At 74.7% G+C, this 23,859-nt stretch carries 26 protein-coding genes; 3 read left to right on the top strand and 23 right to left on the bottom strand.

Features of this window, described 5'->3' with window-relative positions:
* Nucleotides 1–43: 43 nt before the first annotated feature.
* From ABD330_RS17225 to ABD330_RS17215, 3 genes are all read right to left on the bottom strand, one after another.
* Complete coding sequence (locus ABD330_RS17225) at nucleotides 44–316, bottom strand: XRE family transcriptional regulator (protein WP_344465892.1); 273 nt, start codon at nucleotides 314–316, stop codon at nucleotides 44–46.
* 53 nt (nucleotides 317–369) lie between these two features.
* On the bottom strand, nucleotides 370–741 hold the full coding sequence (locus ABD330_RS17220; protein ID WP_344465890.1) for a type II toxin-antitoxin system RelE/ParE family toxin: 372 nt from the start codon (nucleotides 739–741) through the stop codon (nucleotides 370–372).
* Nucleotides 742–837: 96 nt separating this feature from the next.
* The gene (locus tag ABD330_RS17215) at nucleotides 838–1,866 is read right to left on the bottom strand and encodes a nitronate monooxygenase (RefSeq protein WP_344465888.1); all 1,029 of its coding nucleotides are present in this window, start codon (nucleotides 1,864–1,866) and stop codon (nucleotides 838–840) included.
* Nucleotides 1,867–2,100: 234 nt separating this feature from the next.
* Between ABD330_RS17215 and ABD330_RS17210 the strand changes: the two genes are divergently transcribed.
* The gene (locus tag ABD330_RS17210; RefSeq protein ID WP_344465886.1) at nucleotides 2,101–3,045 is read left to right on the top strand and encodes a hypothetical protein; all 945 of its coding nucleotides are present in this window, start codon (nucleotides 2,101–2,103) and stop codon (nucleotides 3,043–3,045) included.
* A gap of 156 nt (nucleotides 3,046–3,201) precedes the next feature.
* Here the strand turns inward: ABD330_RS17210 and ABD330_RS17205 are convergent, their stop codons facing one another.
* The 3 genes from ABD330_RS17205 to ABD330_RS17195 form a co-directional block, all read right to left on the bottom strand.
* A complete protein-coding gene (locus ABD330_RS17205) occupies nucleotides 3,202–5,295 on the bottom strand; it encodes a SpoIIE family protein phosphatase (protein ID WP_344465884.1) in 2,094 nt (697 codons plus the stop codon).
* Nucleotides 5,296–5,447: 152 nt separating this feature from the next.
* Nucleotides 5,448–6,080 (bottom strand): response regulator, encoded by a 633-nt coding sequence (locus ABD330_RS17200; protein ID WP_344465882.1) that lies wholly within the window; start codon nucleotides 6,078–6,080, stop codon nucleotides 5,448–5,450.
* A gap of 29 nt (nucleotides 6,081–6,109) precedes the next feature.
* A complete protein-coding gene (locus tag ABD330_RS17195; RefSeq protein ID WP_344465880.1) occupies nucleotides 6,110–7,324 on the bottom strand; it encodes a sensor histidine kinase in 1,215 nt (404 codons plus the stop codon).
* A gap of 182 nt (nucleotides 7,325–7,506) precedes the next feature.
* Between ABD330_RS17195 and ABD330_RS17190 the strand changes: the two genes are divergently transcribed.
* Both ABD330_RS17190 and ABD330_RS17185 read left to right on the top strand, forming a co-directional pair.
* Nucleotides 7,507–8,580 (top strand): ABC transporter permease, encoded by a 1,074-nt coding sequence (locus ABD330_RS17190; RefSeq protein ID WP_344465878.1) that lies wholly within the window; start codon nucleotides 7,507–7,509, stop codon nucleotides 8,578–8,580.
* Nucleotides 8,577–9,269 (top strand): ABC transporter ATP-binding protein, encoded by a 693-nt coding sequence (locus ABD330_RS17185; protein ID WP_344465876.1) that lies wholly within the window; start codon nucleotides 8,577–8,579, stop codon nucleotides 9,267–9,269. The genes ABD330_RS17190 and ABD330_RS17185 overlap by 4 nt, the downstream gene beginning before the upstream one ends.
* A 37-nt stretch (nucleotides 9,270–9,306) precedes the next feature.
* Here ABD330_RS17185 and ABD330_RS17180 read toward each other — a convergent pair whose 3' ends face one another.
* From ABD330_RS17180 to ABD330_RS17100, 17 genes are all read right to left on the bottom strand, one after another.
* On the bottom strand, nucleotides 9,307–9,870 hold the full coding sequence (locus ABD330_RS17180; RefSeq protein ID WP_344465874.1) for a DUF3761 domain-containing protein: 564 nt from the start codon (nucleotides 9,868–9,870) through the stop codon (nucleotides 9,307–9,309).
* A 141-nt stretch (nucleotides 9,871–10,011) separates the two neighbouring features.
* On the bottom strand, nucleotides 10,012–10,722 hold the full coding sequence (locus ABD330_RS17175; RefSeq protein ID WP_344466048.1) for a GntR family transcriptional regulator: 711 nt from the start codon (nucleotides 10,720–10,722) through the stop codon (nucleotides 10,012–10,014).
* Between the two features lie 46 nt (nucleotides 10,723–10,768).
* Nucleotides 10,769–11,713, bottom strand: a complete 945-nt coding sequence (locus ABD330_RS17170; protein WP_344465872.1) for an ornithine cyclodeaminase family protein — start codon at nucleotides 11,711–11,713, stop codon at nucleotides 10,769–10,771.
* Nucleotides 11,710–12,756 (bottom strand): proline racemase family protein, encoded by a 1,047-nt coding sequence (locus ABD330_RS17165; protein ID WP_344465869.1) that lies wholly within the window; start codon nucleotides 12,754–12,756, stop codon nucleotides 11,710–11,712. The genes ABD330_RS17170 and ABD330_RS17165 overlap by 4 nt, the downstream gene beginning before the upstream one ends.
* Complete coding sequence (locus ABD330_RS17160; RefSeq protein ID WP_344465866.1) at nucleotides 12,753–14,111, bottom strand: aldehyde dehydrogenase family protein; 1,359 nt, start codon at nucleotides 14,109–14,111, stop codon at nucleotides 12,753–12,755. Before ABD330_RS17160 ends, ABD330_RS17165 begins: the two co-directional genes overlap by 4 nt.
* Nucleotides 14,112–14,261: 150 nt before the next feature.
* Nucleotides 14,262–15,263 carry a proline racemase family protein gene (locus ABD330_RS17155; RefSeq protein WP_344465864.1) on the bottom strand — a complete coding sequence of 334 codons (1,002 nt, stop codon included), beginning with the start codon at nucleotides 15,261–15,263 and terminating at the stop codon, nucleotides 14,262–14,264.
* An 89-nt stretch (nucleotides 15,264–15,352) separates the two neighbouring features.
* Nucleotides 15,353–16,216: a dihydrodipicolinate synthase family protein gene (locus tag ABD330_RS17150; RefSeq protein ID WP_344466046.1), complete on the bottom strand. Its 864-nt coding sequence runs from the start codon at nucleotides 16,214–16,216 to the stop codon at nucleotides 15,353–15,355.
* A 125-nt stretch (nucleotides 16,217–16,341) separates the two neighbouring features.
* Nucleotides 16,342–17,775, bottom strand: a complete 1,434-nt coding sequence (locus ABD330_RS17145) for an FAD/NAD(P)-dependent oxidoreductase (protein ID WP_344465862.1) — start codon at nucleotides 17,773–17,775, stop codon at nucleotides 16,342–16,344.
* Nucleotides 17,756–18,070 carry a (2Fe-2S)-binding protein gene (locus tag ABD330_RS17140; RefSeq protein WP_344466044.1) on the bottom strand — a complete coding sequence of 105 codons (315 nt, stop codon included), beginning with the start codon at nucleotides 18,068–18,070 and terminating at the stop codon, nucleotides 17,756–17,758. The genes ABD330_RS17145 and ABD330_RS17140 overlap by 20 nt, the downstream gene beginning before the upstream one ends.
* A gap of 14 nt (nucleotides 18,071–18,084) precedes the next feature.
* Entirely contained in the window at nucleotides 18,085–19,245 is a 1,161-nt protein-coding gene (locus ABD330_RS17135) for an NAD(P)/FAD-dependent oxidoreductase (protein ID WP_344465860.1), read from the bottom strand.
* A gap of 107 nt (nucleotides 19,246–19,352) precedes the next feature.
* Complete coding sequence (tatC, locus tag ABD330_RS17130; protein ID WP_344465858.1) at nucleotides 19,353–20,309, bottom strand: twin-arginine translocase subunit TatC; 957 nt, start codon at nucleotides 20,307–20,309, stop codon at nucleotides 19,353–19,355.
* A 48-nt stretch (nucleotides 20,310–20,357) separates the two neighbouring features.
* Nucleotides 20,358–20,615, bottom strand: coding sequence for a Sec-independent protein translocase subunit TatA (gene tatA / locus ABD330_RS17125; RefSeq protein ID WP_344465856.1), 258 nt, complete (start codon nucleotides 20,613–20,615; stop codon nucleotides 20,358–20,360).
* Between the two features lie 327 nt (nucleotides 20,616–20,942).
* A complete protein-coding gene (locus ABD330_RS17120; protein WP_344465854.1) occupies nucleotides 20,943–21,107 on the bottom strand; it encodes a hypothetical protein in 165 nt (54 codons plus the stop codon).
* A gap of 11 nt (nucleotides 21,108–21,118) precedes the next feature.
* Entirely contained in the window at nucleotides 21,119–21,349 is a 231-nt protein-coding gene (locus tag ABD330_RS17115; protein ID WP_344465852.1) for a hypothetical protein, read from the bottom strand.
* A gap of 3 nt (nucleotides 21,350–21,352) precedes the next feature.
* A complete protein-coding gene (locus ABD330_RS17110) occupies nucleotides 21,353–22,309 on the bottom strand; it encodes a helix-turn-helix transcriptional regulator (protein ID WP_344465850.1) in 957 nt (318 codons plus the stop codon).
* Nucleotides 22,306–23,286 (bottom strand): helix-turn-helix transcriptional regulator, encoded by a 981-nt coding sequence (locus ABD330_RS17105; RefSeq protein ID WP_344465848.1) that lies wholly within the window; start codon nucleotides 23,284–23,286, stop codon nucleotides 22,306–22,308. The genes ABD330_RS17110 and ABD330_RS17105 overlap by 4 nt, the downstream gene beginning before the upstream one ends.
* 160 nt (nucleotides 23,287–23,446) lie before the next feature.
* Nucleotides 23,447–23,818, bottom strand: a complete 372-nt coding sequence (locus ABD330_RS17100) for an FKBP-type peptidyl-prolyl cis-trans isomerase (RefSeq protein WP_344465846.1) — start codon at nucleotides 23,816–23,818, stop codon at nucleotides 23,447–23,449.
* Between the last annotated feature and the right edge of the window lie 41 nt (nucleotides 23,819–23,859).

Here is a 23,859-nt window from a genome sequence, read left to right as displayed (position 1 = left end):
CCTCAGGAGTCCGCCCTCAGGATTACCTCCGCAGAATCTCTCCTCAGGCGACCTTGACCGTCCGGTCGCCACGCCGGACGGTCACGTCCACCTCGCCGCCGATCGCGGCGGCATACGCACGCAGATTGTCGAGGCTGTCCACCTGGCCGTGCTCGATCTGCGACACCCGCGCCTGGCTGACCCCAAGCAGCCCCGCCACCTCACGCTGCGTCAGCCCGGCGACCCGCCGGAGCTCGGCCAGCTCGTGGCCGCGGATCCGGGCGAGCGACTCGGTACGGATCCGAGCACGATCGGCCTCGGCCTCGGGCGTGGCCAAGTCCGGATTGAGTCGCTGTGCCTCGGCCCATACATCGGTCCAACTACGGCCCTTCATGCGCCCGCTCCCTTCGCTCGATCCTCGACATACTCCTCGTACCGCTGCTCGGCCAGGGGGATGTTCTCCTCGTACCAGCGGGACCACTTACCGTTCTTGTCCCCGGCCACCAGGAAGATCGCCTCACGCTCGGCATCGAAGACGAACAGCATCCGGATCTCCGAGCGGCCGACCGACCCGGGCCTCAGCTCCTTGAGGTTGTGCAACCGACTCGCCTGGATCCGGTCGACCAGCGGGCGCCCGAGCAGGGGGCCTCTTCGGGCCAGCAGGTTGATCGCGTCGGCAATCTGGTTGGCGGTGTCCGGCTCGTTCACGCAGATGTCCAGGAACCAGTCGTTCACCGGACCTACGAGAGTGATCTCCCACATGCCGCCACATTAAGTTGTCCCTTATACCGTACCGGCAGGTTCCGCCCGTATCCACTCCCACGGGGGACGAGAGTGGCAGCGCCCCGCGCCCCCCGGTCAGGCCTGGGCCTCGCGCCAGAGTTCACGGGTGATGTCCGCCGCCGGGCCGGTGCGGGCCAGGCAGTGGGAGGTGCCCGCCCACAGGTGCAGGGCCTCGGTGTCGCCGCGCTTGGCGGCGGCGGCGCGCAGCGGCTGGGTGAGGTGGTGCACCTCGGGATAGGCGGTGGGGGCGTAGGGCTGGTAGCGGTCGACGAAGGCGTTGCGCAGGGCGCGGGCCGGGCGGCCGGTGAAGACCCGGGTGACCACGGTCTCGGTGAGCCGGCCGTCCACCAGCGCGGCCCGGTGGGCCGGCGAGGCCCCGGACTCGTCCGCGCGCAGGAAGGCCGTACCGAGCTGGACGGCGGTGGCCCCCGCCCGCAGCGCGGCGGCGACGGCCGGGCCGTCGCCGAGGCCGCCCGCGGCGATCAGCGGCAGGTCCGTCACCCGGCGGACCTCGGCCAGCAGCGCCGGCAGCGGCGTCTCCCCCGGGACGGCGTCGGCCCGGTGGGTGGCGCGGTGGCCGCCGGCCTCCGGGCCCTGGACGCAGAGCACGTCCATCCCGGTGGCGACCGCCGCCAGGGCCTCGGCCGCGGTGGTCACCGTACCGACCTGGGTGCTGCCCACGGCACGCAGCGCCGCCGCCTCGGCGGGCGAGGGCAGGCCGAAGGTGTACGAGACCACCGGGACGGGGTCGGCCAGCAGCGCGGCGATCTTGGCGTCCCATTCGTCGCGGTCCGGCGCGACGGCGGCGGGCAGTTCGACGCCCCAGCGCTCCGCCTCCGGGAGCAGCCGGGCCCGGTAGGCGGCGACCGCCGCCGGATCGCCGGGCCCGGCCGGGACGAAGAGGTTCACCCCGAACGGCCGGTCCGTCAGACCCCGTACGGTGGCGATCTGTTCGGCCAGCGCGGCGGTCGAGCGGTACCCGGCGGCCAGGAACCCCAGCCCGCCCGCACCGCTCACGGCCGCCACCAGCTGCGGGGTGGAGGACCCGCCCGCCATCGGCGCGGCCACCACCGGCACGGCGAGTCCGGCGAGATCCACGGTCATGCGTACTCCCCTTGCACTTGTCCTCTTGCACTTGTCCTCGGACGACACTCCCCACCCTAGCGGCGCCGCCCGAGGCAAGGTCAGAACCGGTGATTCTTCGCCGAGTTGGCATAGGCACAGCAAAATTTTCGGCCAGCTGCGACCGGACTATGGACGCCCTCCTCCCCGGCTGGTTGGGTAACTCGCGTTTCACTGCACGCAGTTCACCCCCACACCCTCACTCGGGAGGAAATCGTGCGCATACGCCCGCTCAAGGCCGCCGCCCACACCCTCACGGCGCTCGCCCTGGCCGCGTTCGCCACCACCTCGCTCGCCTCCGGCGCACAGGCCCAGGCCGCCCCGACCGCCGCCCACTACGGCGCCAAGCCGCTCGCGCACGCCGGGCAGGCGACGCCCGCCCTGAGGTCCACCAACACCCTCAAGGTCGGATCCAGCGCCACCCAGGGCGTGGTCTCCCCCACCCCCAAGGTCTACCTGGTGTTCTGGGGTTCGCAGTGGTCCTCCGACCCCGCCGGAGTCGCCCCCGACATGCAGAACATGTTCAAGGGCCTCTACGGCGCGTCGGACACCTGGGGCACGATCCTCGACCAGTACTGCGAAGGCGTCGCCAAGGGCACCGTCACCTGCGGCACCAAGGGCACCCACGTCCAGCACCCGACCAGCACCCCGCTGGCCGGCGTCTGGTTCGACAACGCCGCCGCCGCCCCCGCCAACGGGACCGCCGCCAACCTCGCCGCCGAGGCGGTCAAGGCCGCCGGGCACTTCGGCAACACCACCCAGGCGTCGAACCTCAACTCCCAGTACGTGGTCGTCTCACCGACCGGTACCCACCCGGACGGCTTCCCGAACTCCGGCTTCTGCGCCTGGCACGACTTCACCACCTCCGCCTCGTACGGCAAGCTCGCCTACACCAACCTGCCGTACATCCCGGACAGCGGCGCCGGCGCCTGCACCACCTTCACCGACGGACGCCTGCTCTCCGGCATCGAGTCGACCGAGACCCACGAGTACGCCGAGACCGTCACCGACACCTGGCCCAGCATCGGCTGGAACGGCGGCGGCGGCGAGATCGGCGACGCCTGCGTGCAGCTCGACGCGTACGTCGCGCTGACCACCGGGACCTTCGACCTCCAGGGGCTCTGGTCCAACAGCGCCAACAAGTGCGTCACCCACGGCTAAAAGCACGGAAAGCTCCGCTGGGTTGTCCCGGCCGTTAGGGCCGGCCCCCAAGGGGGCGCGGGGAACTGCGCGCATCGGAAGTCACGGACCCGCGCCTTCCGCCCTCGCGCAGTCCCACGCGCCCCTGGACCGTACAACTGAAGGCGAGCCGGACGGCTAACCCCCCGGGACGGGGAATTCGCACCAGACGCTCTTCCCCGTCCCCTGCGGTTCCACCCCCCACCCCGCCGCCAGGGCGTCGACCAGCAGGAGTCCGCGCCCGGAGGTCGCCGTCTCGCCGGGGGCCCTGCGCCGGGGCCACTCGGTGGAGCGGTCCTGGATCGCCAGCCGGATCCGGGGGCTGGGCGAGGCGACGAGTTCGGCGGTGAGGATCGCACCGCCGTCGGTGTGCACCAGCGCGTTGGTGAGCAGTTCGTCCGCCACCAGTTCGATGTCGGGGCTCAGCGCGACCGCGCCCCATGCGGCGAGGGCCTGACGGAGCATCGTGCGGGCCTCGACCAGGCCGTCCGGGTCGGCCTGGTGGATGTGCTGGACCATCCGGCGCGAGGCGTGGACGCCGGGTACCGCCGACCGGCGCAGCAGCAGGAGGGCCATGTCGTCGTCGGGCCCGGTCTGTTCCAGCAGCAGGCGGCACAGGTGGTCGGCGAGTTCCTCGGTGTCCGCCGGGCCGGTGCGGACGGCGTCCGCGAGCGCGGCGAGGCCGTCGGAGATGTCCCGGCCGGGGTGTTCGACCAGCCCGTCGGTGCAGAGCAGCAGGGTGTCGCCGGGGTTCAGGTCGAGCCGGGTCTCGGGGAAGTCGTCCTGGGCGAACAGGGTGGCGACCCCGAGCGGCAGGCCGCCGCGCACGGGCGGCCAGCCGATCCGGCCGCCGGCGTGCCGGACGAGCGGTTCGAGGTGGCCGGCCCGGACCAGGCGCAGTGTGCCGGTCTCCAGGTCCGCCTCGGTGTAGATGCACGTCGCGGACCGTTCGGTGTCCAGTTCGGCGAGGAAGCGCGAGGCGCGGGCCATCACCGTGGCCGGGGTGTGGCCCTCCGCGGAGTAGGCGCGCAGCGCGATCCGCAGCTGGCCCATGATGGCGGCCGCGTGGCTGTCGTGGCCCTCCACGTCGCCGACCACCACCGCGACCCGGCGGCCGGGCAGCGCCACCACGTCGTACCAGTCCCCGCCCACTTCGCGGCCGCTGCGGCTGGCCCGGTACCGGACGGCGACCTCGCCGCCGGTGATCTCGGGGATCCGCCGGGGCAGCATGGTGGTCTGCAGGGTGGTGGCGAACTCGCGTTCCTGGTCGAACAGCATCGCCCGTTGCAGTGACTGGGCGACGGCGCTGCCGAGCGCGATGCAGATGTTGCGGTCCTCGGTGCTGAACCGGCGGCGGTCCCGGTAGAACAGCCCGAGCGCGCCGAGCGAGCGCGCCTGGGCGGCCAGCGGCAGGAAGGCGGCCGCGCGGATCCCCATCTGCTCGACGTACGGGCGCAGCCGCGGGTAGCGCGCGATCAGCTCGTCCTCGGCGCCGATGAACCGCGGGCGCCGGGTGAGGACGGCCTCCGCCAGCGGGAGCCCGTCCTCCAGGCGGGTCTGCGAGAGGTCGTCCAGGGCCTTCAGGTCGGGCGAGGGCTCCTCGGTCGCGGCCACCAGGCGCATGTGGACCCCGTCGGTCAGCCCGAGGGCGAGCCCGTCCGCCCCGAACCGCCGCAGCCCCTCCGGGTCGGTCAGCACGCTCGTCACGTCGTGGACGGTGAGCGCGCGGGCGAGTGCCGCGGTGGTGCTGCGGACCGAGTCGGTCTGGCGGCGCCGGTCCGCGGCGAGCGTGCGCATCGCCGTGGCGTGCGCGAGCTCCTCCTCGGCGTTGCGGACGATTCCGACGATCCGGTACGGGTGGGCCTGCTCGTCGCGCAGGATCCGGCCCTGGGTGTGCGCCCAGCGCGGGGTGCCGTCGCGGCAGACCAGGCGGAAGTACGAGGCGAAGGTCAGGTCGCCCTGGCGCAGCGCCCGCGACACGGTCTCGTCCAGGCGGGCACTGTCCTCGGGGGGCACCCGGACGGCCAGCGAGGTGGCCTGTCCGTCGAACTCGTCCGGGCGCAGGTCGAAGACGTCCAGGCCCACCTCGTCCAGGTGGTACGTCCCCGTGTCGAGGTCCCAGTCGAAGCTGCCCATGCCGTTGAGCGCCAGCCGGTCGTTCGCGGCGGTCGGCGGCCCTTCGCCGGCCCGGGGGGTGGGACCGCCCGGAGGATCCGGGGGAATCTCGACCATGACCGTCTCCTGAGGGGTGCCCGGCCCGTGACGCGGGCCGTTCGGTCAACCGGCGAGCCCGGCCATTCTATCCGGGGCCCACCCCCCGTGCACGGCTCGCCGCCCGGCGCGGCCCGGGCCGGGCGGCGACCGGGCGGCCCGGCACGGGCGGGTCAGGCCGGGCGGATCAGGCCGCTGGTCAGGCCGGAGGCGATCGCGGCCGTCCGGCTGTCGACCCCGAGCTTGTCGTAGATGTGCACCAGATGGGTCTTGACGGTGGCCTCGCTGATGAACAGCCGCTTGGAGATCTGACGGTTCGCCAGCCCCTCCGCCAGCAGCCCGAGGATCTCCGTCTCGCGCGGGGACAGCGTCGGCCGGCCGGCCCGGACCCGGCCCAGCAGCCGGGCCGCGACCGGCGGCGCGAGCACGGTCTCGCCGCGCGAGGCGGCCCGGACGGCGAGCGCCACCTCCTCCGGCGGGGCGTCCTTGAGCAGGTATCCGGTCGCGCCCGCCTCCACGGCGGCCAGGATGTCCGCGTCGGTGGAGTAGGTGGTGAGGATCAGCACGGCGGGCGGGTCGGGCAGCGCGGTGATCCGCCGGGTGGCCTCCACGCCGTGCATGCCGGTGCCCATCTGAAGGTCCATCAGCACCACGTCGGGCCGGGTTCCGAGCGACTCCAGCACCCGCAGCGCCTCGGCGCCGTCCGCCGCCTCGCCGACGGCCTCCAGCTCGGGCAGGTCGTCCACCATCGCGCGCAGCCCGCGCCGGACCACCGGATGGTCGTCCACCAGCAGCACCCGGATCACCGCGCCACCGCCTCGGCCGGCACCCGGATTCACCGCGCCACCGCCTCGGCGAGCACCCGCAGCGGCAGCGAGACCGCCACGGCCGTGCCCTCGCCCGGCGCCGACTCGACGGTGAGGCTGCCGCCCAGCTCGGCGATCCGCTCGCGCATGCCGTGCAGGCCGAAGGTCGGGCGGTCGTGGTCGGCGGGGGCGGACTGCGGGTCGAAGCCCACGCCGTCGTCGAAGACGTCCAAGGTCACCTCGTCGTCGAGATAGGTCAGGGTGACCGCGATCCGCCGCGCCCGCGCGTGCCGGACGGCGTTGGCCAGCGCCTCCTGGGTGAGCCGCAGCAGCGCCACCTCCGCCTCCACCGGCAGCGGGTACGGCTCGCCGTCCAGCAGGAAGGCCGCGCCCGGCCCGGCCGCCAGGCGGCGCAGCGCCTCGGTGAGCGTGGCGTCGTCCAGCGCGGGCGGGGTGAGCGCCTGGACGAAGCGGCGGGCCTCGGTGAGGTTGGCGGCGGCGGTCTGCCCGACCTCGCGGATCCGCTCGCCGGCCACCGCCGGGTCGGCGGGCAGTGCGGCGTCGGCGGCGCGGGCCAGCAGCACGATGCTGGACAGCCCCTGCGCGAGGGTGTCGTGGATCTCCCGGGCGAGGCGCTGCCGCTCGGCGAGCACGCCGGCCTCCCGCTGGCTGGCGGCGAGCGCGTCCCGCGTCCGCACCAGGTCGTCGATCAGCCGCTGGCGCTCCCGGCTCTCCCGGTAGAGCGCGGCGTAGCCGTACGCGGTGAGCAGCGCGACGGCCGCGCCCGCGAGCGGGCCGAGCACCTTGGGGGTGGTCAGCCCGCCGTCGGTGCCGGCCTGGGCGGCGACCACGACGGCGGTGAGGCCGAGGACGGCGGGGACGGCCCAGCGCACCGGCATCAGGTGCAGGCAGACGAAGTACAGCGGGAAGGCCAGGTAGCAGTACTCGGGGTGCCACAGTGTGAGGCCGGTCCAGAGCAGCACCACGGTGGCCAGCCAGACCCCGGCCCAGAGCCGGGTGGTCCGGATCCGCTCCACCACGCCGCCCGCCGCGTACGCGGCCGCGAGCGCGCCGGCGGTGGCCAGCGCGGCCGCGCCGAGCGTGCCGTCGGCCAGCCCGCGTGCCACCAGGACGGCCAGCAGGGTGAAGAACAGCCCGTGCAGGGCGAGGTTCATCAGCCGCAGGGCGGGGGTGTTCGCAGAATGGCCGGGGCCCTCCGGCGCGGGTGGTTCGGTACGGGTCACGCTGTCCGAGGGTACGGGGTCGGGCCGGCCGGTCCGGCTGCCCGGGCATCAACCGTTCGATGGATTCCCGGGTCCATCCCCCGCACGGGTCCGGGCCCCTTCCTCTCCCTGATGGAACGGGCCGCCTGCGCCGACAGAGTGGAGGAGCAGACCGAAACCTCCGATTGCCCGGAAAGGTCCCCGTGTTCGTCGCACTGCGTGACATCCGCTTCGCCAAGGGGCGCTTCGCCCTGATGGGCGCGGTCGTCACCTTGATAACCACCCTGGTCGTCTTCCTCTACGGCCTGACCGGCGGGCTCGCCTCCGCCGCTTCGTCCGCCGTCGCCGGCCTGCCGGCCGACCGGATCGTCTTCGGCGCCCCGGCGGGCGCCGCGCCGACGGTCTCGTTCAGCAACAGCAGCGTCTCCCCCGGCCAGGCCGCCGCCTTCGCCGCCGCGCCCGGCGTCGAGTCCGCGCAGCCGTTCGGGATCTCGATGACCCGGCTCACCGCGAGCGACGCGGCCGCCTCGGTGAGCGTGGTCGGCGGGCCCGCCGGGCTGCTGCCGCCGCTGCGCTCCGGCGGCGCGGCGGGCGACGGCCAGGTCGTGCTGGGCGCGGACACCGCCGCGACGTACCACCTGTCGGCGGGCGACCGGGTGAAGGTCGGCCCCAGCACGCTCACCGTCTCCGGGGTCACCGCCGAGCGTTCGCTCTCGCACGCGCCGACGGTGTGGACCACCCTCACCACCTGGGAGCAGCTCAGCGGCCAGAGCCGGCCGACCGCGCTGGCGCTGCGCTCCTCATCCGGCGCCGGGCTCGGCGCGCTGGACGCCGCCCAGGGCACCAGTACGGTCACCCTCGACGACGCGCTGGCCGGGATCAACGGCTACTCGGCGGAGCAGGGCAGCCTGCAGATGATCCAGGGCTTCCTGTTCGCGGTGAGCGCGCTGGTGGTCGGGGCGTTCTTCACGGTCTGGACGGTGCAGCGCAAGCCCGACATCGCCGTCCTGAAGGCGGTCGGCGCGAGCAGCGCGTACCTGGTCCGGGACGCGCTCGCGCAGGCGGCGGCCGTGCTGCTCGGCGGGGCCGTGCTGGGGGGCGCGGTCGGCGCGGTCGGCGGGCTGGTCGCCTCCTCGGCGGTGCCCTTCGACGTGAGCCCGCTCAGCGTGGCCGTCCCGGTCACCGCCATGGTGCTGCTCGGCCTGGCCGGGGCGGCGCTGGCCGTCCGCCGCATCACCTCCGTCGACCCGCTGGCCGCCCTGGGAGGCAACCGATGACCACCGCTCTGAAGACCCGGACCGGCCTCGCGCTGCGGGGCGTCACCCTGACGTACCCGGACGGCGAGCACCGGCTCACCGCACTGGACGGGGTGACGCTGGAGGTGGCGCCGGGCGAGTTCACCGCCGTCGCCGGGCCGTCCGGCTCCGGCAAGTCCAGCCTGCTCGCGGTCGCGGCGACGCTGCTGCGGCCGGACAGCGGCGAGGTGCTGATAGACGGTCAGGACGCGGGCGCGCTCGGCGACGCGGCCCGGGCGGCGCTGCGGCGCGACCGGCTCGGGATCGTCTTCCAGCAGTCCAACCTGCTGGCCTCGCTCACCGCGCTGGAACAGCTGCTGGTGCTGGAGTCGGTCCGAGGGGGCAGGCCGCGCGGGGCCCGGGAGCGGGCGGCCGCGCTGCTGGCCTCGGTCGGCCTGGACGGCTCCAAGCAGCACCGCCGTCCGCACCAGCTCTCCGGCGGCGAACGCCAGCGGGTGAACATCGCGCGGGCGCTGTTCGGCAACCCGTCGGTGCTGCTGGTGGACGAGCCGACCTCGGCCCTCGACCACGAGCGTGGCGCCCAGATCGTCGACCTGCTGGCCGAGGTCACCCGCACCCACGGGACGGCGACGGTGATGGTCACCCACGACCGCGACCTGCTGGACCGGGTCGACCGGGTGCTGCGGATGCACGACGGCCGGCTGGCCTGACCTGACCTGCCCCGACCCGATTCGACCGCGTCTCGGCTCACTTGAACCAGTACAGCACCCCGCCGTGGTGCGAGCAGGTGCCCGAGAAGTTCGCGGAGTAGGACGGGGAGCCGTCCTTGCACTGGGCCATCTCGCCGGAGCCGACCGGGGTCTGGCCCGCGTCCCAGCCGCAGGAGCCGGTGGTGTGGTGCGCACAGGAGCCCGCCGGCTGCGGTGCGGCGGGCGGCTGCGGTGCGGCGGGCGGCTGGGTGGTGGCCGGCGGCTGGGGGCCGCCCTCCGAGGTGGTGGGCTGCCAGGCCGGCGCACTGCTCGGCGAGTGTTGCAGCACCGGCGGGTGGCTCGACGGAGCGGCACTCGGCACGTGGGCCGGGGCGGCACTGGCGCTCGGGCTCGGCGGCACGACCGGCGCCGAGGAGGCCGGGACGGCGGGGGTGCTCGGCGCGGCGCTGCTCGGCGCGGTGCTGCTCGGTGAAGCGACCGCAGGGGCGGCCGGAGCACCGGCGGCACCCGTACCGTCCGGCTGGCAGGCGGCGGTGAACAGCGCCAGCGCGGACACCGTGACGGCGGCGAACAGCCGTGGGGCTCTGGAAGAGTTGCTCATGGCAGCCGAACGTACGGACCGTCGGACCGGCGTGACGGTGGGTCACCCGGACCGAGTCCCAACCGTGTCGCATTCGAGAGCTTCCACTTCCCCCCGGCCGAGGACGGTGTCCACGTCAGGGGCCGTCCGGGAGGGGCCCGGTCAGCGCGTCCCGAGCCGCAGGACCGACCGCTCCTCCGGCGCGCTCTCCGCGCCGGCCGCCCAGAGTGAGCGGACGTGGCCGAGGTGGCGGACCATGCACTGCTCGACGGCCTCGACGTCGCCGGAGATCATCAGGTCGAGCAGCTCGATGTGCTCCTCGGCGGAGGAGGTCAGCTCACCGCGCTGGTCGAGGCGGGTCAGGCCGTAGAGGCGGGAGCGCTTGCGCAGGTCACCGACGGTCTCGACCAGGCGGGCGTTGCCGGCCAGCGCGAGCAGGTCGAGGTGGAACTGGCGGTCGGCTTCCAGGTACTCGATCAGGTCGTGCTTGCGGGCCGCCGCGACGATGGCCTCCGCCTGCGGGCGCAGGGCCTCCAGCTGCTCCCGGGTGGCCATCCGGGTGACCCGGGCGACGGTCGGGACCTCGATCAGGGCGCGGATCTCGGTGTAGTCGTCGAGGTCGTGCTCGGTGAGCTCGGTGACCCGGAAGCCCTTGTTGCGGACGGCCTCGACCAGGCCCTCGCGGGCCAGGTCGAGCATCGCCTCGCGGACGGGGGTGGCCGAGACGCCGAAGTCGGCGGCCAGCGCGGGGGCGGAGTAGACGACACCCGGCCGCAGTTCGCCGGAGATCAGCGCGGCGCGCAGCGCGTGGGCGACCTGGTCGCGCAGCCGCTCCTGGACGGAGATGAGGGCGCGGGGCTTGAGGTCGGCCATGGTGTTCCTCCGGTGGGTCTTCAGGACACCATTGTACAATGTCACGTTATGTTGATGATGGGACATTTGACCGCACTGTGTAAAGCCCGGAGCGCTCGTACTGTGCCGCCGCCACCGCGAGATCCTGCCAGGCCATCCCGACGCCCTTGAAGAACCTCGGCCGGTCGGTCGGCACAACTGCCCCACCGTTGACCAGTTCTGACAGATTAGCAAGCCGGGCGGATTCGGCAATGCTCCGCTCCCGCAGCGCGATCATCAGATCGCCCGCCTCCCGCAGCGCCGCCGACCTCGCCTCCACGTAGAGCGCCGACCGGGCGACGAGCACGCCGTCCACCTCCCGCGCCACCGGCTCGTGCGAGCCCACGGCCGCGACCGCCGCGTGGTCCGGCACCGCCCGCCCGTCGAACAGCGGGGTCCGGGCCGTGGTGCAGCAGACCACCAGGTCCGCGCCGGAGACCGCCTCGGGTGTGCCGGCGGCCGCGTCCAGGCCGAGCGCCCGGGCGTACCCGACCAGCGCGGCGGCCGGGGCCGCGCGCCGGGCGACCACCGTGAGCCGGGTCAGCGGGCGGACGGCGAGCAGCGCGTCCAGGTGCCCGTACGCCTGCGGTCCGGCGCCGAACAGCACCAGGTGCGCGGCCTCGGGTACGGCGAGCCTGCGCAGCGCGACGGCCGTCACCGCCGGGGTGCGCAGCGAGGTGAGCGCGATGCCGTCGAGGAGGGCGACGGGCTGCAGGGTCGGCCCGTCCAGCAGCAGGTAGCTGCCGGTGACCCGGGGCAGCCCGCGCGCGGGGTTGGCCGGGGCCACCCCGGCGATCTTCACCCCCGCGTACGCCGCCGTGGCGGCCGGCATCAGCAGCAGCTCGCCGGCGGGGACGGCCAGGTTGGAGCGCGGCGGGCCCTCCTCCGGGTCGAGCCCGGCGAGCAGGACGCTTTCCAGCGCCTCGACGGCCTGGGCCGGGGTCAGGTCGACGGCGAGTTGGGGCAGGGTCACAGCAGGAATCCCGTTCCGAGCGTGTCGTGCGGGTCCAGCACGAAGCGGTGCTCGCCCGTGCGGTGGGCGGTGCCGGTGACCTCGGTGACGATGCCGTCCCGGTGCCGGCCGGCCAGCCGCCCCGTGAACACCGTACCGATCACCGACTCGTGGCGGAGCTCGTCGCCGGGCCCCAGCCGCCCGTCGGCGGCCAGCAGGGCGAGCCGGGCGGAGGTGCCGGAGCCGCAGGGCGAGCGGTCGACCTGCCCGTCGGCGAACACCGTGACGTTGCGCTGGCTGAGCCCGGCGGGGGTGTCGGGCAGCTCCTCGTACAGGATCACGCCGTAGACGCCCGAGAGCCGGGGGTCCGTGGGGTGCCCGGTCGCGGGCTCGTCGGCCAGCGCGGCGCGGATCTCCCGGCCGAGGGCGGTGAGCAGCGGCAGTTCGGCGGTGGTCACCGAGAGGCCGAGCGCGGTCGCCGAGACCGAGGCGTAGCAGGCGCCCGCATGGGCGAGGTCGACGGCGACCGTGCCGCGCGAGGTGCGGACGGGCAGCTTGCGAGCGCTGACCAGGGTCGGCACGTTGCGGAAGGCCACGGCGGTGGTGCGGCCCGCGCTGCGGTGCACGGCGGCCGTCACCCGGCCGGACGGGACGTCGATCCGGACCCGCGCCACGCCGTCGTCGGGGGCCGCGACCAGGCCGGAGTCCACGGCCCAGGCGCCGAGCGCGATGGTGCCGTGGCCGCAGGCGGTGGAGTAGCCGTCCTTGTGCCAGAACAGCACTCCGAGGTGCGCCTCGGTGTCGTCCGGCGGCACCACGAAGCCGCCGTACATCCCGGCGTGGCCGCGCGGCTCGCGGGTGAGCAGCCGGCGGACCTCGTCCAGCGGGCTGCGGCGCGGGTCGGTGGCGGTGCCGCCGGCGCCGAGCGCGACGGCCCGGCGCTCGGCGACGGTGTCGCCCGGGACGGGCGGCAGCCCGGCGGTGACGATCCGGAAGGGCTCGCCCGCCGTGTGGTAGTCGACGGTCTCGACCACCGTGGCGACAGGCAGCACACCGCCGGTCACCGCGCGGCTCCGGACGGCAGCAGGGTGACGGTACGGCTCGCGGTGTAGAAGTCCAGTGCCGCCTGGCCCTGCTCGCGCGGGCCGTGGCTGGCCGCCTTCGCGCCGCCGAAGGGGAGGTGGAAGTCGACGCCGCTGGACGGCGCGTTGACGCGGATCATGCCCGCGTCCAGCCGGTCGGCGGCGGCCAGCGCGGTGTCCAGGTCGCGGGTGTGCACCGAGGCGGCGAGGGTGTGGCGGGTGGTGTTGGCGAGGGCGATCGCCTCGTCCAGGTCCGCGGCGCGGAGCAGCACGGCGACCGGGCCGAAGAACTCCTCCAGCAGCAGCGGGTGCCCGGCGGGGACGTCGGCCACCAGGGTCGGCTCGATGAACCAGCCGGGGCGGTCGGGCCGGTTGCCGCCGGTCAGCACGGTCGCCCCGGCGGCGCGCGCCGACTCGATCGCGCCGGTCAGCCGCTCGCGCGCCGCCTCGGTGATGACGGGGCCGCAGACGCTGTCGTCGGCGGCCGCGAGCGCCTTGGCCAGCGCCTCGGCGAACGGCTCGTACGCGGCGCCGACGGCGATCACCTGGCTGGTGGCGGTGCACTTCTGGCCCGCGAACCCGGCGATCGCGGCGGCGACCTGGGCGGCCGCCTGGCCGAGGTCGGCGTCGGGCAGGACGAGGGCCGCGTTCAGGCCGCCCATCTCCGCCTGCACCGGGGTGCCGAGCGCGGTGGTGGTGGCGACCACGACCCGGCCGACGGCGGTGGAGCCGGTGAAGGAGACCACGTCGGCCGCCGAGACCAGCGCGTCGCCCTCCTCCGCGCCGCCCGGCAGCACGGTCAGCACGCCCTCGGGCAGGCCCGCCAGCTCGGCCAGCCGCAGCGCGCAGGCGGTGGCGTCCAGGGCCGGCTTGATCACCACGGTGTTGCCGACGGCCAGCGCCGGGGCGGCCTTCCAGGTCGGGATGGCCACCGGGAAGTTCCACGGGGTGATCAGACCGGCCACGCCGTACGGGCGGCGCCGGGTCAGCAGCAGGCCCTCGCCGGCGGCCGGCTCGTGCACGGCGCCGGCCGGCGCGTACGAGGCCTGGGCGTAGTAGCGCCAGATCGCCACCGTCCGGGCGACCTCGCCGCGCGCCTCGGTGAGCGGCTTGCCGACCTCGCGCACCACCAGCTCGGCGAGCTCCTCGGCGTGCGCCTCCAGCGCCTCGGCGGCCCGGGTCAGCGCGGCGGAGCGGAAGGCCGCACCCGCGGCCTGCCAGCCCGCCTGGGCGGCACGGGCCCGGGTGACCGCGGCGGCGACACCGGCGGCTCCCGGGCTCTCGACGGAGACGACCAGGTCGGACGGGTCGGCGGGGTTGTAGGACGAGACGAGCACGGTGGTAACCCTTCGGGATGGGCCCGCCCAGGGCGCGGGGGCGGCACGGGGACCGGGGATGACGGCGCCGCGTCTCCCGGACCGCGCGGTTCCCGCGTCCTGGACGGTGTCTGGTGCGGAGTGTCCGCGGTCGGTGCGGGGCCGGTCGGGCTAGAGCAGGAAACCGGCCGGGAACGGATCCGACGGGTCCAGGAAGTACTGGGCGGTGCCGGTGACCCAGGCGCGTCCGGTGACGGTCGGGACGACGGCGGGGTGGCCCGCGACGGTGGTCTCCCCGACCAGCCGGCCGGTGAAACTGGTGCCGATGAAGGAGTCGTTGACGAAGTCCCGGCCGATCGGCAGTTCGCCGCGGGCGTGCAGCTGGGCCATCCGCGCCGAGGTGCCGGTGCCGCACGGGGAGCGGTCGAACCAGCCCGGGTGGATGGCCATCGCGTGCCGGGAGTGCTCGGCGGTCGAGCCGGGGGCGAGCAGCTGGACGTGGTGGCAGCTGTGGATGGACGGGTCCTCCGGGTGCACCGGGAGGTCGGTGGCGTTGATCGCGTCCATCACGGCCAGTCCGGCGTCCAGGATGTCCTGCTTGCGCTCGCGCTCGAACGGCAGGCCGAGGTCCGCCAGCGGCAGGATCGCGTAGAAGTTGCCGCCGTACGCCAGGTCGTAGGTCACCGTGCCGTACCCGGGCACCTCCACCTTGCGGTCCAGGCCGACGGTGTACGAGGCGACGTTGCGGATGGTCACCGCCTTGGCGGCGCCGTCCTCGACCCGCACCTCGGCGACCACCAGACCGGCCGGGGTGTCCAGGCGCACGGTGGTGACCGGTTCGACCACCTCCACCATGCCGGTCTCCACCAGTACGGTGGCGACCCCGATGGTGCCGTGGCCGCACATCGGCAGCAGCCCGGAGACCTCGATGAAGAGCACGCCGAAGTCGGCGTCCGGCCGGGTGGGCGGCTGCAGGATGGCGCCGCTCATCGCGGCGTGGCCGCGGGGCTCGTACATCAGCAGGGTGCGGAAGTGGTCCAGGTGCTGCTGGAAGTGCACCCGGCGCTCGGCCATGGTGGCGCCCGGGATGACGCCGAACCCGCCGGTGACGACCCGGGTCGGCATGCCTTCGGTGTGCGAGTCGACGGCGTGGAAGACGTGACGGCTGCGCATGGGTTCTCCCTCGTGGGGTCGGCGGGTTGGCGGCTCGGTGGGGGCGGCGGGCCGGCTGCCCCCGCAGCCGGCCTTCGTCGCGGGGTCGGTCAGACCAGGCCGTCGGCGATCGCCTTCTCGGTGGCCGCGCGGACGGCCGCCTCGATCTCCGGCGACAGCGGGCCGCGCGGTGCGCGGACCGGGCCGCCGGGGCGCCCGGCGATGTCCATCGAGAGCTTGATGGCCTGGACGAACTCGGTCTTGGAGTCCCAGCGCAGCAGCGAGTGCAGGGCCCGGTAGAGCGGCAGGGCGGTCTCCAGGTCACCGGCGACGGCGGCCCGGTAGAGCCGGACGGTGGTCTCCGGCAGGGCGTTCGGGTACCCGGCGATCCAGCCGACCGCGCCGGCCAGCGCCAGCTCCAGCAGGACGTCGTCGGCGCCGATCAGCAGGTCCAGCCCGGGGGCCAGCTCGGCGATCTCGTATGCCCGGCGGACGTCGCCGCTGAACTCCTTGACGGCCACGATCGAGCCGTCGCCGTGGATGTCGGCGAGCAGCTGCGGGACGAGGTCGACCTTGGTGTCGAACGGGTTGTTGTACGCGACGACCGGCAGCCCGGCCTTGGCCACCTCCGCGTAGTGGGCCCGCACGGTGGCGTGGTCGGCGCGGTAGGCGTTCGGCGGCAGCAGCAGGACCGAGCCGGCACCGGCCTCGGCGGCCTGCTCCGTCCAGCGGCGGGACTCGGCGCTGCCGTACGCGGCGACGCCGGGCATCACCCGGGAGCCGTCCCCGGCCGCCTCGACGGCGGTGGTGACGACCCGGGCGCGTTCCTCGGCGGTCAGCGTCTGGTACTCGCCGAGCGAGCCGTTCGGCACCACGCCGTCGCAGCCGGAGTCGATCAGCCAGCGGACGTGCTCGGCGTAGGCGTCGTAGTCGACCGAGAGGTCGGCGCGCAGCGGCAGCGTGGTGGCGACCATGATGCCGCGCCAGGGACGGGTGGGCTCGTGCGAAGCGAGGGACACGGGGGCAACTCCCTAAATGTGAGGTGTGACATTTTATTAAGAGAAGCAGGGCGGCCACAAGGGCTACCCGCTGGTAACGGTCAGTCGGCGGGATCGGCCGCCGGGGCGAGCCCCGCCAGCTGCCCGAGCGGAACGGGGCAGGCCAGCGGGCGGCTGTCGGCGGGCGGTGCGGTGTCCCCGGCCAGACAGGCCACCGCCGGGCCGCACATCCGGCCCTGGCACCAGCCCATCCCGGCCCGGGTGAGCAGCTTGACCGTCCGGGCGTCGCCCGCGCCGAGTTCCTCCACCGCCTCCCGGATCCGCCCGGCCGGGACCTCCTCGCAGCGGCACACGTCGGTGTCCGCGCGCAACCAGTCCGTCCAGCCGGGGCCGGGCCGGTGGGCCGCCGCCATCAGCTCGGCGAAGGCCCGGCGACGGCGCCGGCGGGCCTTCAGAGCGGCCGGCACCGGCCGGCCGGCGATCACCCGGGCCGCCAGCTCGCCCTCCGCGATCGCCAGGTCCGCGCCGCCGACCCCGCCGGTCTCCCCGGCCGCCCAGAGACCGGGCAGGCTGGTGCGCAGCCCGTCGTCCACCCGCAGGGCGACCGCGCCGTCCGGGGCACGCCGGGTCTCGGCGCCCAGTTCGGTGGCCAGCTCGATCTGCGGCAGCAGCCCGTGCCCGGTCGCGACGGCGTCGCAGTCGATCCGCCGCCCGCTGCCCGGCACCGGACGCCAGTCGGCGTCCAGCCGGGCGACCGTCACACCGGTCACCCGGTCGGTGCCGTGCACCTCGACGACCGCGCTGTTGCGGCGCAGTCGTACGCCGTGGCGCAGCAGCACCGCGCCGTGCCGGGCGCCCTCGGCCAGCTTCGCCGGGTTGGCGGCCAGCGTGCCGAGCCCCCGGGCGTACCCGAGGTAGCCGGTCGCCTCGACCACGGCCGGGACCGCGGCGCCCGCCGCGACCAGTGAGGAGGCGGCGGCGAGCAGCAGCGGGCCGCTGCCCGCGACCACGATCCGGCGGCCCGGCAGCACCAGGCCCGCCTTGAGCATCGCCTGCGCGCCGCCCGCCGTGACCACCCCGGGCAGCGTCCAGCCGGGGAAGGGCAGCTGGCGCTCGTACGCGCCGGTGGCGAGCAGCACCGCGCGCGCCCGGACGGCCGCGCGGCCGTCCGCCGCCGGGCCGAGGGTGGCGTGCAGGGTCCAGACCTCGCCGCGCTCGGCCGTCCAGACCTGGTGCTCGGCCAGGTGGTCGATCCGGCCCTCGCGGGTGTGCGCGTCGAGGCGGGCCGAGAGCCGGGCGAAGGCGGGCCAGTCGTGGTGCAGCCGCTCGGGGTGCGCCGCGCCGAGGCCGGGGGCGGGGTGGCGGTAGTACTGGCCGCCCGGCCGCGGGCCGGCGTCCAGCAGGGCGCAGCTCAGCCCGAGGTCGGCGGCCGTGGTGGCGGCGGCCAGCCCGGCCGGGCCGGCGCCGATCACGGCCAGGTCGTACGGCGCGGAGCGCCCGGAGCGGGCCGCGGGGTCAGACGGCGAGGTCGGCACGGCCGTGGCCCTCCTGGGTGCGGACGGTGTCGCCCGGACGGGCGGGCAGCAGGCAGGTGCGCTGGTTGGCCCGGCCGTTGACGGTGGCGAGGCAGTCGAAGCAGACGCCGATCCCGCAGAACGCGCCGCGCGGGCGGCCCTCGACCCGGGTGCTGCGCCAGGCCAGGATGTCGGCGGCCCAGAGGGCGGCGGCGATGCTCTGGCCGGGCAGCGCGGGGATCTCCCGGCCGTCGAACTCGATGGTGTGCGCGGGGCCGGGCCGGGCGTCGACCAGCGAGGCGGGGGTACGGCGCATGCCGGCTCCATTCGTCATGACGCCGCTCCCCGTTCGGTGGCGAAGCGGTCGGCGCGGAAGGGGGTCAGGTCCAGCTCCGGCCGGGTGCCGCAGAGCTGGCGGCTGATCAGCAGCCCGGTGGCCGGGGCCAGCCCGATGCCCGCCCCTTCGTGGCCGCAGGCGTGGTACAGGCCGGGCACCCGGGGGTCGGCGCCGATCGCAGGCAGGTGGTCCGGAAGATAGGGGCGGAAGCCCCTGTAGGCGCGCTGCACGCAGACCTCGGCGAGCACCGGGAAGAGCGCGGCGGCCTGGCCCGCCAGCCGGCGCAGCACCTCGACCGAGAGGGTGCGGTCGAAGCCGACCCGCTCCCGGCTGGCGCCGATCAGCACCGGCCCGGCGGGGGTGCCCTCGACCACGGCCGAGGTCTGCAGGGCGGCCGAGCCGCTGGCGACGTCGGCCACGTAGTCGGCGGCGTAGACCTTGTGCCGGACGATCCGCGGCAGCGGCTCGGTGACCAGCACGAAGCCGCGCCGGGGCAGCACCGGCAGCGCCACGCCCGCGAGCCCCGCGACCTCGCCGCCCCAGGTGCCGGCGGCGTTGACCACGGCGGGGGCGTCGATCCGGCGGCGGTCGGTGGTGACCCCGGTGACCACGCCGCCGGGGCCGGTGCGGACGGCGGTGACGGCCTCGCCGAGGTAGCGGTCGGCCCCCGAGGCGCGCAGCAGGTGGGCGGCGGCCAGTGCGGGCTGGACCTGGGCGTCCTGCGGATAGTGGAAGCCGCCGGCCAGGCCGGGGGCCAGGTGCGGCTCCAGCTCGCGCAGCCGCTCGCCCGGGATCTCGGCGGCCTCGACCCCGGCGGCGCCCTGGTGGGCGGCGAAGGCCCGCAGGGCGTCCATCCCGGCCTCGCCGGAGGCGACCACCAGGCCGCCCTTGGGCTCGTACTCGGCCGGTCCGCCCAGCACCTCGGCCAGCTCGCGCCAGAGCCGGGTGGAGAGCAGCGCGAGGTCGAGTTCGGGGCCGGGCTCCTTGTCGGAGACCAGCAGGTTGCCCTCGCCCGCGCCGGTGGTGCCGCCCGCGACCGGTCCTCGGTCGACGACGGCGACCGAGAGGCCGGCCAGGGCCGCGTAGTAGGCGCAGGCGGCGCCGACGACTCCGGCGCCGATCACCACGACGTCGTGGGAAGATCTCTTGAGCACCTCAGTAATATGTCACACTGCATGGCGGCTTGCCAAGAGCATGCAAAAGCAAAAAGCCCCGACCCGCCGGGAGACGGCGGATCGGGGCCCTGGACCACGACAGACGGCTACGTGATGTCGTCCATCTGCTCGTGCCGGGCGGCAGGCACCGGAGCGGACACCGGCACCGGCGCGGACGGCGCCGCCGAGGCACCCACCGCCTCGGCGGAGGCGACCTCCTCGACCGAGAGGTCCAGGTGCGAGGCCTCCTCGTCGTCCAGCCCGTCGTCCGGGTTGCGGCGCGCCCGGCGCCGGTCGTTGAGCAGGGCGATGCCGACCGCGACGAAGTACAGCACCCAGATCGGCGCCGCCAGCGCGAGCATGCTGATCGGCTCCGCGCTGGGGCTGGCGAACGCCGCGAAGACGGTGATCCCCATGATCATGCCGCGCCACCAGCCGAGCAGGCGCTTACCGCTGAGCACACCGCCGAAGTTCAGCATCACCAGCAGCAGCGGGAACTCGAAGGCGAACCCGAACAGCAGCACCAGCCGGGTCGCGATGCTGAAGTAGTTCTCCGGCGGCAGGATCGGCGTGGTGTCGCCGGGGGCGAACGAGATCAGCACCTGCACGGTCGTCGGCAGCAGCAGGTAGGCGGTCGTCACCCCGGAGAGGAACAGCGGGACGCCGCCGGCCATGAAGCCGAGCGCGTACCGGCGCTCGTGCTTGTGGAGCCCGGGGGTGATGAAGGCCCACAGCTGGTACAGCCAGACCGGCACCGTCGCGACCAGGGCGGCCGTCAGCGCGACCTTCAGGGTCAGGGTGAACGGCGTGGTCAGACCGATGGTCGAGACCTGCGCGCACTTCTTGCCCGACGCCTGGAAGGCGGCGATCTCGGCCGGGGTGTTGCACTTGGGCAGCGGCTCCATCAGGAACGTCTCGATGTGCCGGTGGTAGATCATCGCGACGATCGTCATCAGCACGATGGCCAGGACCGACTTCACCAACCGGCTCCGCAGCTCACGGAGATGGTCGGTGAGGGCCATCCGGCCCTCGGGGTCCTTGGGCGGTTTCGAAGACTTGCTCAACCCCGGTCCTCAACTCGTGCGATGGAACCCGCCGGGCGGCGGGTTCCGCTACTTGTTCTGCCCGGCGTCGGGCTCCCGGACCGGCCGGGCGGCCGTGCCGGGGTCGCCGGGCGCGGCCTTGACCGCCTTCGGGGCCTCGGCCGTGGGCCGGGCCGCCTCGTCGTACTCCGACCGCAGCGACTTGGCCTCACTCTTCAGGATGCGCGCCGACCTGCCCAGCGCGCGGGCCAGGTCCGGGAGCCGCTTGGCACCGAAGAGCACGACGGCGAAGACCACGAGCACCAGGATCGCGGTGGGCGACCTCATCCTGCGACCACCTTCCTCGCGGAGGAAGCACTCCCCCACTGCGGGCGATGGTAGCCCGTGGCGGTGACGCGGCGATAACCACCAGGAAGACGCAACCCCTCCGACCAGGGAGCAGTCACCTCCGCGGCGCCCCGCTCACGTACGGGCGCGCGCCTCGGGACAGGGTCTAAGACCGACCGGCACATGCTGGGTGGAGGAAGGAGCGGCGTCCGGGCCGAGTCTGGGCGGTGCCGACGAGGGAGTAGCAGCGGAGCTGCGGCGACTGAGGAGAAGCCGTCCAGGCGACAGCCCGGGCGTCGCGACGCCGCCCACCATGTGCCGGTCGGTCTAAGGCCTGCTCAGTTCTCCCGAGGCCTCGGCGAGCGCCTTGGCCGCCGTGCCCACCTCGCGGGCGAGCCGGCGGACGTCCAGCCAGAGCCGGACGGCGAGCACCCCCAGGACCAGCAGCCCGGCGGTGGACAGCAGGACTGCGGCGACAACGGTCCACGGCACGGCGGACTCCCCTAACCCTCGACCGGCAGCAGGCGCATGGTGCTGACCCCGGCCCCGGTCAGCGCCGCCACGATCTTCTCACCGGCGGGCTTGCGGACCACCGCGCCGCACGCCGGGCAGGTGAAGCTGTAGAAGGTGCGCTCCTTGGTGGCGCCCAGCGCCAGCCGGAACGCCGCCGCGGCGAGCTCGACCTTCTCCCGGCAGTCCGAGCAGTAGACCTTGAATCTGGTGCTGTCCCCCACGGCTCAGGCCTGCCCCTCCTGGTAGCCCCGGAGTGCGGCCTCGGCCGCCGCCCTGGCCTGCTCGGCCAGCTCGGCGGGCGCGACGATCCGGCCGTCCCGGCCGAGCCGCAGCGCCAGCGGGCGCAGGCCCGCCGGGTCGGCGCTGCGCAGGGTGATCCGCAGACCCCCGTCGGGCAGTTCCTCCGCCGAGTCGTGGGTGTAGTACTCGGCGACCCAGCGCCCGCCGGGGCCGACCTCGACGACCACCTCGGGGTCGTCCGCCGCCGGGCTGACCAGCCCGGCCGACAGGTCGCGCGGCTCCAGCCGGGGCGGGTCGGCGGGCTCGTCCAGCACCTTGATCTCGGCGACCCGGTCGAGCCGGAAGAGCCGGCGGTCCTCGGAGACCCGGCACCACCCCTCCAGGTAGGTGTGGCCCTCGCTGACCAGGCGGATCGGGTCGACCTCGCGCTCGGTCATGCCGCCGCGCCCGTGCGAGTAGTAGCGCAGCCAGATCAGCCGGCCCTCGCTGAGCGCGCGGTCTATGTCGGCGAAGACCTGGCCCTCGGCCTCGAAGGTGACGCCGACCCGGGCGCTGCCCGCCGCGCTCTCGCCGGCCGCGTCCTCGATCTTGGCGACGGCCCGGGTGAGCGCCTGCCGGTCCCGCTCGCGCAGGCCGGGCAGCCCGGCCACCGCGCGGGCCGCGACCAGCAGCGCCGTCGCCTCGTCGGCGGCCAGGCGCAGCGGCTGGGCGACGTCGTCGACGTTGTGCCACCAGATCCGGTCGCCGTCGGTGTCGATGTCCAGCAGGTCGCCGCCGCGGAAGCTGGTGCCGCACATCGGCAGCACGTTCAGGTCGTTGATCAGCTCGCGCTCGGAGATCCCGAAGGCACGGGCCACCTCGGCGACCTCGGCCCCGGGGCGCTCCTTCAGATAGGTGACCAGCGAGAGCATCCGGCGGGTCTGGTCGATGGCGTTGCTCATGCCTGCACTCCCGCAGCGCTCAGGCCGGCCACCGCGCGCAGCCGGTCGATGACATCGGCCCGCAGGTCGTCCGGCCCCAGGACGACCAGGTCGGGCCCGAACTCGGCGAGGTGGGCGCCGAGGCCGTGCCCGTACGGGATCTCCAGCTCGTCCCAGTGCGCGTCGACCGGGCGCGTGTCCAGCGCCTTGGTGCGCAGCGGGAAGCCCGCCTCGCGGCGGATCCGCACCGTCGCGGTGGCGGTGGCGCCCTCGCCCGCGAAGGCGGCGACCACGGCCCGGACGTCGACGTGCTCGGGCACCGTGCCGGTGAACCGCCCGGCGCGGGAGCGGACCTTGCCGGTGATCCGGCTGAGCCGGAAGACCCGGGCGGCCTCGCGGTCGCGGTCCCAGCCGGCCAGGTACCAGTGGCCGCGCCAGCACTCCAGCGCCCAGGGTTCGACCGAGCGCTGTTCGGGGGCGGCGGCGCCGGCCTTGCGGTACTCGAAGCTGACGGGGCGTCGGTCGCGGGCGGCGACCAGCAGCGGTTCGAAGGCGACCTCGCGGGCCGGGATCCGGGGCTGCAGCGCGCTGTGCTCGGCTTCCTCGGTGAACGGCACGCCGGCTGCGCGGAGCTTCTGCAGCGCGCCGCTGGCGGCACCGGACATCTTGGCCTGCTGCCAGACCCGGGCGGCCAGCGTCAGCGCCGCCGCCTCCTCGGCGTCCAGCGCGATCTCGGGCAGCCGGTTGCGGTCGCGGCGGGCCAGGTAGCCGACCTCGCCGTCCAGCGCGTTCTCGTCGACGTCGATGACCAGGCCGAGTTCGCGCAGGTCGTCCTTGTCGCGCTCGAACATCCGGTTGAAGGCCTCCTCGCTGCCCTGCTGCCAGGCTTCGCGGTAGGCCTCGACGGACTCCCGCAGCTCCTTCTTGGAGAGCGGACGCCGGGTGTTCATCAGGCACAGGGCGAGGTTCATCAGCCGCTCCGCCTTGGCGATCGCCATCGCTGACCCTTCCGGTACGGTACTGCGCGCGAGGTGCGCCGCCGGGAATCACGGACCCGGCGACCCGACCGTACCGGTACGGGCCGCGCCGGGGAAAGCCGAGGGCCGTACCCCGCCTGAGCGGGGCACGGCCCTCGGAATTCCGACCGCGCGGCGACCGTCAGACGTTGACCAGGTCCACGACGAAGATCAGGGTCTCGCCGGCCTTGATCAGCGGGCTCGGCGACTGGTTCCCGTACGCGAGGTGCGCGGGGATGACCAGCTCGCGGCGGCCGCCGACCTTCATGCCCTGGACGCCCTGGTCCCAGCCCTTGATGACCCGGCCGCCGCCCAGCGGGAAGCGGAAGGTCTGGCCGCGGTTCCAGGAGGCGTCGAACTCCTCGCCGGTGCTGAACGCGACGCCCACGTAGTGGACCTCGACGACCGCACCGGACTTGGCCTCGGCGCCGTCGCCGACGACGATGTCACGGATCTGGAGCTCGGTCGGCGCCTCGCCGCCCGGGAAGTCGATCTCAGGCTTCGTGATGCTCACAACAGACTCTTCTCGTTCGGTGGTACGTACATGACGGAGCG

Origin of the sequence: Kitasatospora kazusensis, assembly GCF_039529945.1 — a bacterium.
Classification (GTDB): domain Bacteria; phylum Actinomycetota; class Actinomycetes; order Streptomycetales; family Streptomycetaceae; genus Kitasatospora; species Kitasatospora kazusensis.
The sequence above is the reverse complement of the archived record's forward strand: the minus strand, read 5'-3'. Positions and strand labels throughout refer to the sequence as shown.